Source organism: Citrobacter sp. BIDMC107 (assembly GCF_001037575.1).
Taxonomy (GTDB): Bacteria; Pseudomonadota; Gammaproteobacteria; order Enterobacterales; family Enterobacteriaceae; genus Citrobacter; species Citrobacter freundii.
Window position 1 is genome coordinate 2637026 of sequence record NZ_KQ089848.1, and the last position, 12234, is coordinate 2649259.

The following is a 12234-nucleotide window of genomic DNA, read 5'->3' on the forward strand; positions in this document are numbered from 1 at the left end:
GGAGTTTTTTATTAACGTAATTTAGTCTTAAGGTATTTCAAATACCATTTGATCGAGGCGCAATACTTCCCTTTTTTAGCTTCCTGGCGTGAATAGACCCGATAATCAGTAGGTCTCATACGTGGAGCATAAGAACGCATTTCTGTGTTTCGCCATGGTGTGAAATGATGGTAGAAAAGATAAAGTTGCTGTGAAAGCCCGGTATGCTCTTTATACCAGGGCTTCCTTCCACCAGTGAAGTGGATAATTCTTGGCAGAATATCTTTTTGGTAGAAGAATATCTCTTTTTGTTGATCGGTAAACCAGTTGAACAAAAAATTCCACCGGTTATCAATAAACTTAACGTTACCATCCATTGCGATATTCAGTGCATCCTGGTCAAAGTAAGGCAAGGCTTTACCTTGTTCAAATAACACGGTGTTTGCTTTATTTTCAATATCAAACTTGATCCAGTTTTCAATGTTAATATACAAAAAACCAGCATTGAAATAATGACCAGTACTCAGGCCCAAGCGTTTGGCATTTTTTGTATCATGAATATCGAGAGAATCGTGGCTGACTGCACAAATGACGTTGCTGATATCAATGCTGTTAATGTCATTGAGCTTATCAAAACACAGGGTATCTGCATCCAGGTAGATAAAATGCTCAACTTTATCTTTAAGTAAGCGCGGTACGGCCAGACGCATATAGGTCGAACGGTTCAGATGTTTGATTGCAAAGTCACTGTTATACTTTTCAATCTCTTCTTTATCGATATTGATAACCTGAATTTTATCACTGGTTGAACGCAGTTTATTGATTTCTTCGTCAGTAACGTCATAGACAAAGACAAAAAATGACAGGTCCTGTTCCGGGTTGTTCATTATGACAGACATAATGGACACTGCTACATATTCCAGATAATTAGCATCTGTACAGTAAGCAATATTAATAATGTTATTTTTGTTGTCCATTTATGTTTTCTCATTACCTTTTATATTGTCACTATCATGAAGTACCGTATCGATAGCGTCAATCACGGCTTGCTCCGGTATCCATGTGAGATATTTTTTTGATCTGTCGAGTTCATCCCGAGATGGCATCGGATGATAATCGCCAGCCCAAATCAATAAGGCTTTATCCGACCATGGCTTCCACTGTTGATAATTGGTGGCGCCAAACAGGCAGACCTGTGGTGTCTTTAGCGCCGCTGCCATATGCATAGGAGCAGAATCGACGCCAATGTACAGAACTGCATGATCGATCAATGCAGCCAACTGCAAAAAGGTGGTTTTACCTGCCAGCGTCAGGTCAGGGGAAGATTGACACAGTTCAGCAATGCGCTGAACCTGCTGCTGCTCACCTAGCGTTGGCCCACAGGTAAGATAGACGTGCAGACCTCGTTGATGCAGGTGGTCTATAACATGCGTGAATTTATCATCATCCCAGCATTTAAACTCTTGTCTGGCAGTGGGTTGAATAACGACATATTTTTGTGAAGGCAATGCCGGGAGTTGGGTAACTAAATGTTGATAGTCGTCAGGGCGATAACAAAGAGACATCTCTTTCTTCAGTTCTGTTTCGCTAAACCCGATACCTTTTAGAATAGATAAATTTTGTTCAACAATATGCGTTCCAATGAATGGCGTTACTCGCGTAAAAAGTCGATTCCACAGATCTTTTTCGCGCTCAAAAGCAATTGAAGGGCAACGTAAAGAGGCTATAAGAGCGCCGATCGGCCATTGTTCGGTGAGGTTAACGATCAGGTCGTAGTGATTTTTCTTCAGTTGTTTACGCACTGAAAGGTAATTTTTCACTGTTGACAGCAGGCCTTGCTTTTTCTCAATCAGATAAAAATTATTAATATCTTTATGGGCGGCTAAGATTGCTTTGGTATCTTTATAGAGTAGCAGATCGATCTTAGCTTGCGGATAACGAGCCCGAATGCTGGCAATAACAGGTGTAGTTAGCAGAACATCCCCATAAAACTTCAGCTTGCAAATAAGAACCCGGTCAACTTTTTCAAACATGTTAAAATCCCTTTCGCAAGAATAAGCTTTTACAAGCAGATAGTATCTTATATCTTGTTTCAGAAATAGAACGATCGATATGGGGGTATTTCATCTTCAGAATTATTTTCTTCTTAACGATTTTCGTATCGCAGCATGCAAGTGCATTCTGAATGTCATTTAGGGAAGGTGCGAATAAGCAGGTCATTTCTTCCCAAGCTGACTCGCTGATTAAAATTTCGCGGATCTGGGCCGATTTTTTTCCCGCAAACACATCGAATCAGCCTATTTAGGCTATTTTTTCCACCATTTCTGGCGTTATTTCCGGTTTTTACTGAGATCTCTCCCACTGACGTATCATTTGGTCCACCCGAAACAGGTTGGCCAGGGTGAATAACATCGCCAGTTGGTTATCGTTTTTCAGCAGCCCCTTGTATCTGGCTTTCACGAAGCCGAACTGCCGCTTGATGATGCGAAACGGGTGCTCCACCCTGGCACGGATGCTGGCTTTCATGTATTCGATGTTGATGGCCGTTTTGTTCTTGCGCGGATGCTGCTTCAAGGTTTTTACCTTGCCGGGACGCTCGGCGATCAGCCAGTCCACATCCACCTCGGCCAGCTCCTCGCGCTGTGGCGCTCCTTGGTAGCCGGCATCGGCTGAGACAAATTGCTCCTCTCCATGAAGCAGATTACCCAGCTGATTGAGGTCATGCTCGTTGGCCGCGGTGGTGACCAGGCTGTGGGTCAGGCCACTTTTGGCATCGACACCAATGTGGGCCTTCATGCCAAAGTGCCACTGATTGCCTTTCTTGGTCTGATGCATCTCCGGATCGCGTTGCTGCTCTTTGTTCCTGGTAGAGCTGGGTGCCTCAATGATGGTGGCATCCACCAAAGTGCCTTGGGTCATCATGACGCCTGCTTCGGCCAGCCAGCGATTGATGGTCTTGAACAATTGACGGGCCAGTTGATGCTGCTCGAGCAGGTGGCGGAAATTCATGATGGTGGTGCGATCCGGCAGGGCGCTATCCAGGGATAATCGGGCAAACAGGCGCATGGAGGCGATTTCGTACAGGGCATCTTCCATGGCACCGTCGCTCAGGTTGTACCAATGCTGCATGCAGTGAATACGCAGCATGGTCTCCAGCGGATAGGGCCGTCGGCCATTGCCCGCCTTGGGATAAAACGGCTCGATGACAGCGGTCATATTCTGCCATGGCAGAATCTGCTCCATGCGGGAGAGGAAAATCTCTTTTCGGGTCTGACGGCGCTTAGTGCTGAATTCACTATCGGCGAAGGTGAGTTGATGGCTCATGATGTCCCTCTGGGATGCGCTCCGGATGAATATGATGATCTCATATCAGGAACTTGTTCGCACCTTCCTTAAAGCAAATTATTATCAATTAGCGATACGTTGACTAAGCTTGCGTCCAGATCCTGCAATTTTCCGGAATGGCTCTGCTGTGTGTATTGATTCTTCCCATATCCACCAATCAATCCCGGGTCTGTCGGGCCATATAACGTAATATTGGGGCGATCCAATGCGGCGGTTAAATGGCTGAGACCTGTATCAACCGACACCACAAATTTTGCTCCCGCCAGGATGCGAGCAACCTCTTCCAGACTCATCCGCGGCAGGACATCGACGTAAGGAAAACCTTCCGCCAGCCTTTTGGCGCGCTCTTCTTCATGAGGGGCGCCCCAGGGGAGTTTAATACGGATGCCCGTATTATTTAACAGCCCAATCAGCTCCCGCCAGTTGGCTTCAGGCCAGTGCTTATCATCACGTGTAGTGGCGTGCAGAAATACAGCATAGTGGCCTGTATCAGCATTACATTCATTCACAAAATGCTGAGCGATAGCGTAATCACCCTGCGACTGCGGTTTGGCATATCCCAGACTTTTGGCGAACAATTCACGCGTACGTTCTACCGCATGCTGCTGTTTCGCAATGTGATGTTTGTGATTATAAAACAGGCTAGCCAGCGGCTCGCGGGCCGTACTCCAGTCCATACCATGCTTGACGCCACGTGCCAGACGCGTCACCAACGCCGCACTCTTAACCAGACCCTGCGCATCAATTATCGCGTCATACTGCTGCAAACGTACGGCATCGCGAAACGCTTTACGCTCGGCTTTAATCGGCGCTGAAAACCAGGCTTTACGCCAGCGGCGAATCGCCACTGGGATGACCCGGTCAACGGCTGCATGCCAGGAAGGGATCTGCGCGAATCCTTCTTCCACCACCCAATCAAATTGAATACCCGGAATAGCCTGCTGCGCATCGGTTAATGCGGGCAACGTATGCAGAACATCGCCCATAGAAGACGTTTTAACGATCAGAACCCGCATCCGTCAGGCTTCCTCTTGTAACAACAGGTCGTTGAGTTCTTCCAGTACACGCTGGGGTGTGATGTCAATCAGGCTTTGGTGATAGCCTTCAGCCGCATCGCCCTTGCGCACTTTGTGATAGCCCGTAATCAGACGAATGACCCGCGCTTTGTGCGACAACGGCGGGGTAAAGTCCGGACTACTTGGGCCATACAATGCTACCAGAGGTCGATTCAACGCTGCGGCAACGTGCATTAATCCAGAGTCGTTGGTGACGACCGCTTTGCAGGCGGCGAGCAGAATAACGGCCTGCTCCAGCTGCGTTTCGCCCGCCAGATTACGACACCAGGCCTGCTGCTCAACGCTTAACGTTGCCAGGATTTCATTTCCGGCTTCATGATCTTTTGCCGAGCCAAACAGCACAATCTGATGACCTTCGTCGATCAGCTGTTTTGCCAGTTCAGCATAATGGTAGTGTGGCCAGCGTTTCGCCGGACCAAATTCCGCACCCGGGCAAAAACCGATGATGGGGCGTTCGGCAGAAAGGGAGAACTGGCTACAGGTCAGAGACTTTTCACCTTCGCTGACCTGCAACTGTGGCCACAGCAGAGGTTGCGGCAAATCTTTAGCCGACAGCATCACGCCTTTATCGTAGGCCAGGGCCACATAGCGTTCGACCATCAGCGGCCATGCGTCTTTATCCAGCACGCGCGCATCGTTGAGCAGGCCGTAGCGCATTTCACCACGCCAACCGGTACGATGCGGAATACCTGCAAAAAAGGGCACCAACGCGGATTTAAACGAGTTAGGCAGCACATAAGCGCGGTCATAGCGCTTCTCACGCAGGCTATGACCGAGCTTACGCCGTTCACCAATTTCCAGAGCGCCATGCCCAAGCGGCATCGCGATCGCTTCATTGACTTCCGGCATCCGCGATAACAGCGGACGGCACCATGCAGGTGCCATCACGTCGATTATCGCCTGGGGATAGCGCGCCTTGAGCGTGCGATAGAGACTTTGCGACATCATCATGTCGCCCACCCAAGACGGGCCAACCACCAGAATCCTCATAGATTGCCTGCCTTATGCGTCGCGGTTCAGCCAGGCCATATATTCCGTTACGCCTTCAGCAACGGTCTTAAACGGCTTGTCATAGCCCGCGGCGCGCAGGTTGGTCAGGTCTGCCTGAGTAAACGCCTGGTAGCGGCCTTTCAGTTTTTCCGGGAATGGAATGTACTCAATGCTGCCTTTTTTGTGGTACGCCAGCGTTGCGTCAGCAACGGCCTGGAAAGATTCCGCACGACCAGTACCGAGGTTAAAGATGCCGGATACCCCGTTTTCCAGGAACCACAGGTTCACTGCAGCCACATCGCCAACGTAAACGAAATCACGTTTGAAGTTTTCGCTGCCTTCGAACAGTTTTGGTGTTTCGCCATTGTTAAGCTGAGTATTGAGGTGGAAAGCGACGCTCGCCATGCTGCCTTTATGGCCTTCACGCGGTCCGTAGACGTTGAAATAGCGGAAGCCAACAATCTGAGAGTTGGCTTCCGGCAGGATCTGACGCACGTACTCGTCGAACAGGAATTTTGAGTAGCCATAGACGTTCAGCGGTTTCTCATATTCACGGGATTCGATGAAATCAGAAGTGCGACCGCCATAGGTGGCGGCAGAGGACGCGTACAGGAACGGGATTTCACGCTCCAGGCAGTAGTGCAGCAGCTCTTTAGAGTATTGATAGTTGTTGTCCATCATATACTTGCCGTCCCACTCGGTGGTGGAAGAGCATGCGCCTTCGTGGAAAATAGCTTCGATATCGCCGAAATCTTCCCCGGCCATAATCTGGATCAGGAAGTCTTCCTTGTCCATGTAGTCAGCAATATTCAGATCCACCAGGTTAACGAACTTGGTGCCGTCTTTCAGGTTGTCCACCACCAGGATGTCGGTGATGCCTTTATCATTCAGGGACTTAACGATGTTGCTGCCGATAAAGCCCGCGCCGCCGGTAACGATGATCATAAATGTAACCTTCGAATTATGGAGTCAGAGACAATCTCAGACACGAATACTTTCTATCATATCACTACATGGCTCAGGCTTCAGCCATTCACCGATAAGCCGTGCGGGTACACGTGATTTATGCTTCATTTTGAAGAAGTGATGATGCGTCATCTCGTATCAACGTATAGCTTTGGGTAATATGTGCTGAAATTTGCCCAGTCTGGAGAATTGAAATGCGTGGGGATTTTTACAAACAGTTAACCAACGATCTCGACACCGCACGTGCGGAAGGATTGTTTAAAGAAGAGCGCATTATTACATCTGCCCAGCAGGCGGATATCACCGTGGCGGACGGAAGCCACGTTATTAACTTTTGTGCGAACAACTATCTGGGACTGGCTAATCATCCGGAACTGATTGCAGCAGCAAAAGCGGGTATGGATTCTCACGGATTTGGTATGGCTTCGGTTCGCTTTATTTGCGGTACCCAGGATAGCCATAAGCAACTGGAGCAAAAACTGGCGGCATTCCTCGGTATGGAAGATGCCATCCTTTACTCTTCCTGCTTCGACGCCAATGGCGGCCTGTTTGAAACGCTGCTGGGCGCAGAAGACGCAATTATTTCCGATGCCCTGAACCACGCTTCTATCATAGATGGCGTTCGTCTGTGTAAAGCAAAACGTTTCCGTTACGCCAACAACGATATGGTGGAACTGGAAGCTCGCCTGAAAGAAGCACGTGAAGCGGGCGCTCGTCATATCCTGATCGCCACTGATGGCGTGTTCTCTATGGATGGTGTGATCGCTAACCTGAAAGGCGTTTGCGATCTGGCGGATAAATACGACGCGCTGGTCATGGTTGATGATTCCCATGCCGTCGGTTTTGTCGGCGAAAATGGTCGTGGCTCCCATGAATACTGTGACGTGATGGGTCGCGTGGACATCATCACCGGTACGCTGGGTAAAGCACTCGGCGGCGCATCCGGTGGTTACACCGCAGCGCGTAAAGAAGTTGTTGAGTGGCTGCGTCAGCGTTCCCGTCCTTATCTGTTCTCCAACTCACTGGCGCCAGCGATTGTTGCGGCCTCCATTAAAGTGCTGGAAATGGTTGAAGCAGGCAGCGACCTGCGCGACCGCCTGTGGGCGAACGCACGTCAGTTCCGCGAGCAAATGTCTGCCGCAGGCTTTACTTTAGCCGGTGCCGATCACGCGATTATCCCGGTGATGTTGGGTGATGCAGTGATCGCGCAGGACTTTGCTCGTGAACTGCAAAAAGAGGGGATTTACGTTACCGGATTCTTCTATCCGGTGGTTCCAAAAGGCCAGGCGCGTATCCGTACCCAGATGTCTGCGGCGCATACCCCTGAGCAGATTACGCGTGCTGTTGAGGCGTTCACACGCATTGGTAAACAACTGGGCGTTATTGCCTGAGGATGTGAAATGAAAGCGTTATCCAAACTGAAAGCGGAAGAGGGCATTTGGATGACTGACGTTCCTGAACCGGAAGTCGGTCATAACGATTTGCTGATTAAAATCCGTAAAACAGCCATCTGCGGGACTGACGTTCACATTTATAACTGGGATGAATGGTCGCAAAAAACCATCCCAGTACCGATGGTCGTTGGGCATGAATATGTCGGCGAAGTTGTTGGCATCGGTCAGGAAGTTAAAGGCTTTAAAATCGGCGATCGCGTTTCAGGCGAAGGTCATATCACCTGCGGACATTGCCGTAACTGCCGCGGTGGACGTACTCACCTGTGCCGCAATACGACCGGTGTCGGTGTAAACCGTCCGGGCTGCTTTGCGGAGTACCTGGTGATCCCGGCATTTAACGCATTTAAAATCCCGGACAATATCTCCGACGACCTGGCGTCTATCTTCGATCCGTTCGGTAATGCAGTGCACACGGCGCTGTCGTTCGATCTGGTTGGGGAAGATGTACTGGTGTCCGGTGCGGGTCCAATCGGTATTATGGCGGCGGCGGTCGCGAAGCACGTTGGCGCACGCCACGTGGTGATCACCGACGTTAATGAGTATCGCCTTGAGCTGGCGCGCAAAATGGGTATCACTCGCGCGGTCAACGTATCGAAAGAGAATCTGACCGACGTGATGGCTGAACTGGGTATGACCGAAGGGTTTGATGTGGGCCTGGAGATGTCCGGGGCGCCGCCAGCGTTTCGCGCTATGCTGGACACCATGAATCACGGTGGCCGTATTGCTATGCTGGGTATTCCGCCATCTGATATGTCCATCGACTGGACGAAAGTTATCTTTAAAGGACTGTTTATTAAAGGTATCTACGGTCGTGAGATGTTTGAGACATGGTACAAAATGGCTGCACTGATCCAGTCTGGTCTGGATTTGTCGCCGATCATCACCCATCGATTCTCTATCGATGAATTCCAGCAGGGCTTTGACGCGATGCGTTCAGGCCAGTCAGGGAAAGTGATCCTGAGCTGGGATTAACCATATCCACCCTGTGGATTCTGTGTGTTGTCCCCGGATGTTGATCATCATTAATCATCCGGGGCGTTTTTTGCCTGCACAATCTCTCCCGCCCGGCGCATTTTCCGCTAAAGAATTAATAATTTTTTCTGAAAATCTACCGCTTAATATGCTAAAAAGTGCCGATTACTCTATTGTCTGGCTGGATTTGATATGACCTATATCCCTGGTCTCCTGAGCGTCATTATGCCGCTTTACAACACGGGTGAACCGTTCATTGCGTGTATGGATTCGCTGATTGCGCAAACCTGGAAGAACCTGGAGATCATCATTGTTAATGATGGCTCTACGGATAACTCTGCGGAGCTTGCTCAGTCTTATGCGGATCGTTATCCACACGTTCATCTGCTGCACCAGCGCAATGGGGGCGTTTCGGCGGCGCGCAATACCGGGATGAAAGTCGCCAGGGGGGAGTACATCGCGTACGTAGACGGCGATGATATTGCCTATCCGGAAATGTATGAAACGCTGATGACTATGGCGCTGAAAGACAACCTGGATGTTGCGCAGTGCAACGCTGATTGGTGTATTGCGGAAACCGGCCACACCTGGGCATCCATTCCTACCGATCGTATTCGTTCTACCGGCGTGATGACCGGGCCAGACTGGTTACGCAAAGCGTTAGCCAGCCGCCGTTGGCGACACGTTGTCTGGATGGGCGTTTATCGTCATCAGACTATCCGCGACGCGGGGCTGACCTTCCTGTCTGGCCTGCATCACCAGGATATTATCTGGACGACGGAGTTTATGTTTAATGCGAAGCGCGCGCGTTACACGGAAATCCCTCTGTATAAATACTTCCTGCACGGCGCATCTGTTAGCCGTCTGCCGCGCACCGGGCTGAAAAATCTCGCTTACCAGCGCCACTACATCAAAATTACCCGTCTGCTGGATAAGATGAATCATGATTACGCCGGGCGCATTCCCATTTACCCGGAATTCAAACAGCAGGTGATTTATGAAGCGCTACGCGTTTGTCATTGCATCCGTAAAGAACCGGACGAGAAAATCCGCCAGCGCATGATTGCTGAAGTATTCGTGTCAGGTATGTTCAAGCGTATGGTAAGCAATATTTGCAGCGTTAAGCTGGGTTATCAGGTGCTGTTGTGGGCCATCCGCTTTAGCCAGTGGCGCGATAAAGCACTGACGCCGCGCCGCCTGGCTCATTTAACGCTGGATAGCAAAGACTGATTATTGCCAGCCCTGCCACTGCAGGCGCATATACTGCACCAGCGTGCTTTGGGTAATGCTTTCGCCGAGCACGCTGAAGAAGCGGCTGGCGTACACTGGCTCTAACGGCTGCTTCGGTTTGCATAATTTCACCCCGCGGAAAGGATTACGCGGCGCATCAGGTATACCGTTCTTCGGTGGCGTGAGGTTTGGTCTGGAGGTATCCACCTGCGGTTCATTGAGCAGGCTGCTTGGGCGAACCAACGTGATGTCGGCTGGCAGGCTATACAGCATCTGCTGCAGGACACGAACCGTAGACGGGTGAGGATGGCCAATGGCGATTGCGGAACCGTTGCGGCGCGCCAGCTCGACGGCACGATTAAACTGACGGCGAATATCGGCTTCGTTTTGCGTGTCATCCAGGAAGACTTTGCGTTTGATGACTTTCACACCGGTCCCTGACGCTGCGCGCATTGCCTGGCTGTTACCAATGGTCATGCTGTCCAGGAAGTAGAGATCGTATCGCTCCAGCGCCTGCATCACCTTCTGCATGCCAAACAGACTGGAGGTCATCGCGCTGCCCATATGGTTGTTCAGACCGACCGCATTCGGTACTTTGCTTACCGCGTCGCGAATAATTCGCTCAATCTCTTCGCTGCTCATTTCAGGGCGTAATGTATCTTTCTCTAACGGCTGCTTGCTCAGCGGCGCCATTGGCAGATGGATTAATACTTCATGCCCGCTGTTATGCGCTTTGATTGCCATTTCACGTGCATGTGGGGCGTTAGGCAGAACGGCAACGGAGATGGTAGAAGGCATCGCCAGTACCTGGTTTTCAGTGTGTGGGCGATAGCCGAAATCATCAATGACGATGGCGAGTTTGCCAGCAAAAACAGGTGTTGCGAAGGCCAGCAGGCTGGCGAGAGAGAGTAGTAGACGACGAAATTGTTGTGGCAAAACTTATCTTCCCAACCACGGCTGTGGATTGACCGCCTGACCCTGGCGACGAATTTCGAAATAGAGTGCCGGCCTGCCCTGACCGCCGCTGCTACCCACTAGTGCTATAGGCTGCCCGGCGCGAACCTGCGTACCGACGCTGACCAGTGCGCTCTGGTTATAACCGTACAGGCTCATATCGCCTTTACCGTGCTCAACGACGACCACCAGGCCATAGCCCTGCAACCAGTCCGCCAGAATGACGCGACCATCGGCAATGGCTTTAACTTCGGTGCCTTCGGATGCGCCAATAACCATACCCTTCCAACGTAGCTCACCCTGCAGCTGTTCGCCATAACGATGCAGTGTTGGGCCACGAACGGGCCAGAATGCCTGGCCGCGCGGCGAACCCAGGCCGCCGGTACGGGACATCAGTGATTTTTCGCTTTCGGTCGGCTTGTAGGTCGAGCCTTTTCGTGACGCATCCTTCTGCTTATCACGTACGGCCTGCGCCTCGCGCGCTTCACGTTCCGCGCGCGCTTTGGCCGCAGCTTCGGCGCGAGCAATGCTGTTGCGCAGACGGGATTCGTTAGCGCGCATTTCGCCCAGTTGCTGCTGGCCCTGTTGAATCGAGGACTCAAGACCCGCCAGTGTTTTCTGGCGTTCGTTACGCGCCTGCTCCAGCTTAGCCTGCTGAGCGCGCTGTTCGTACAGTAGCGTCTGCTGTTCGCTTTGCTTATCTTCCAGCTCGGCTTTTTGCGAGTCGACTTCTTCGCGGGTTTGTTTCAGCTGCGCGATAGTTTCTTGCCTCGCCTGGTTCAGGTAGCCGAAATAGGCTTGCAGGCGCTGTCCGCGCTGGCTTTCTTCGCCGCTAAGGATGAGCTGAATACCGGTGTGTTCACCCTGGCGAAACGCGGCGTCTAACTGGGCTGCCAGACTGCGCTCTTGCGCTGCTCGTTGCTTTTCCAGCTTCGCGAGTGCTGCGTTCATCTCTGCGATTTGCGCGTTCAGTTGTGCCAGTGAGTTCTGCGTTTCGCGTAACTGCCTTGCGGCAACGGCGATGGCTTGTTCCTGAGCTTTAAGCTGAGCGAGGAGAGTGGAACGTTGTTGTTGCTGTTGGCGTACCGCGCGTTCTTTTGCCGCGATATCGGCCTGAATAGATTTGAGCTGGTCGCGTTCGTCCGCGTGGGCGGAAAAGGCGCACAGCAATACGCCAGCGCTAAGCGCGCTGGCGTAGAACAAGGGCCTGACTGAAAACTTACGCGGTTTCACGGCCCGAGTGATGGTATTAATCGCCTTTCCCCTCA

General features: G+C 51.2%; 11 protein-coding genes. 3 read left to right on the top strand and 8 right to left on the bottom strand.

Translation table 11 applies throughout. The features are described from left to right. Positions 1-11 precede the first annotated feature (11 nt). From SK39_RS12260 to rfaD, 6 genes are all read right to left on the bottom strand, one after another. A complete protein-coding gene (locus SK39_RS12260) occupies positions 12-956 on the bottom strand; it encodes a glycosyltransferase family 8 protein (RefSeq protein WP_032937171.1) in 945 nt (314 codons plus the stop codon). Then, complete coding sequence (gene rfaQ, locus SK39_RS12265) at positions 957-2012, bottom strand: lipopolysaccharide core heptosyltransferase RfaQ (RefSeq protein ID WP_032937173.1); 1056 nt, start codon at positions 2010-2012, stop codon at positions 957-959. It lies immediately after the preceding gene. Positions 2013-2322: 310 nt separating this feature from the next. Continuing rightward, on the bottom strand, positions 2323-3303 hold the full coding sequence (locus SK39_RS12275; RefSeq protein ID WP_032637327.1) for an IS5-like element ISKpn26 family transposase: 981 nt from the start codon (positions 3301-3303) through the stop codon (positions 2323-2325). Positions 3304-3371: 68 nt separating this feature from the next. Beyond that, a complete protein-coding gene (rfaC, locus tag SK39_RS12280) occupies positions 3372-4340 on the bottom strand; it encodes a lipopolysaccharide heptosyltransferase RfaC (RefSeq protein ID WP_044700445.1) in 969 nt (322 codons plus the stop codon). A 3-nt stretch (positions 4341-4343) separates the two neighbouring features. Next, the gene (gene rfaF / locus SK39_RS12285; protein WP_003837632.1) at positions 4344-5390 is read right to left on the bottom strand and encodes an ADP-heptose--LPS heptosyltransferase RfaF; all 1047 of its coding nucleotides are present in this window, start codon (positions 5388-5390) and stop codon (positions 4344-4346) included. 12 nt (positions 5391-5402) lie between these two features. Continuing rightward, entirely contained in the window at positions 5403-6335 is a 933-nt protein-coding gene (gene rfaD, locus SK39_RS12290; RefSeq protein WP_003827312.1) for an ADP-glyceromanno-heptose 6-epimerase, read from the bottom strand. 215 nt (positions 6336-6550) lie between these two features. Between rfaD and kbl the strand changes: the two genes are divergently transcribed. The 3 genes from kbl (at position 6551) to SK39_RS12305 (ending at position 10012) form a co-directional block, all read left to right on the top strand. Next, a complete protein-coding gene (kbl, locus tag SK39_RS12295) occupies positions 6551-7747 on the top strand; it encodes a glycine C-acetyltransferase (RefSeq protein WP_003837635.1) in 1197 nt (398 codons plus the stop codon). A gap of 9 nt (positions 7748-7756) precedes the next feature. After that, positions 7757-8782, top strand: a complete 1026-nt coding sequence (gene tdh, locus SK39_RS12300; RefSeq protein ID WP_003024132.1) for an L-threonine 3-dehydrogenase — start codon at positions 7757-7759, stop codon at positions 8780-8782. Positions 8783-8974: 192 nt separating this feature from the next. Next, positions 8975-10012 (top strand): glycosyltransferase, encoded by a 1038-nt coding sequence (locus SK39_RS12305; RefSeq protein ID WP_003844540.1) that lies wholly within the window; start codon positions 8975-8977, stop codon positions 10010-10012. Here SK39_RS12305 and SK39_RS12310 read toward each other — a convergent pair whose 3' ends face one another. Together SK39_RS12310 and envC are read right to left on the bottom strand one after the other, a co-directional pair. Then, positions 10013-10948: a divergent polysaccharide deacetylase family protein gene (locus tag SK39_RS12310; protein ID WP_048217053.1), complete on the bottom strand. Its 936-nt coding sequence runs from the start codon at positions 10946-10948 to the stop codon at positions 10013-10015. A gap of 3 nt (positions 10949-10951) precedes the next feature. Further along, positions 10952-12211, bottom strand: a complete 1260-nt coding sequence (gene envC, locus SK39_RS12315) for a murein hydrolase activator EnvC (protein WP_230122419.1) — start codon at positions 12209-12211, stop codon at positions 10952-10954. Positions 12212-12234: the final 23 nt, after the last annotated feature.

Coding starts and splice junctions, on each gene's coding strand:
- SK39_RS12275 (WP_032637327.1), bottom strand. CDS start 3,303: ATGAGCCATCAACTCACCTTCGCCGATAGTGAATTCAGCACTAAGCGC.
- SK39_RS12260 (WP_032937171.1), bottom strand. CDS start 956: ATGGACAACAAAAATAACATTATTAATATTGCTTACTGTACAGATGCT.
- SK39_RS12305 (WP_003844540.1), top strand. CDS start 8,975: ATGACCTATATCCCTGGTCTCCTGAGCGTCATTATGCCGCTTTACAAC.
- kbl (WP_003837635.1), top strand. CDS start 6,551: ATGCGTGGGGATTTTTACAAACAGTTAACCAACGATCTCGACACCGCA.
- rfaQ (WP_032937173.1), bottom strand. CDS start 2,012: ATGTTTGAAAAAGTTGACCGGGTTCTTATTTGCAAGCTGAAGTTTTAT.
- rfaC (WP_044700445.1), bottom strand. CDS start 4,340: ATGCGGGTTCTGATCGTTAAAACGTCTTCTATGGGCGATGTTCTGCAT.
- rfaD (WP_003827312.1), bottom strand. CDS start 6,335: ATGATCATCGTTACCGGCGGCGCGGGCTTTATCGGCAGCAACATCGTT.
- tdh (WP_003024132.1), top strand. CDS start 7,757: ATGAAAGCGTTATCCAAACTGAAAGCGGAAGAGGGCATTTGGATGACT.
- rfaF (WP_003837632.1), bottom strand. CDS start 5,390: ATGAGGATTCTGGTGGTTGGCCCGTCTTGGGTGGGCGACATGATGATG.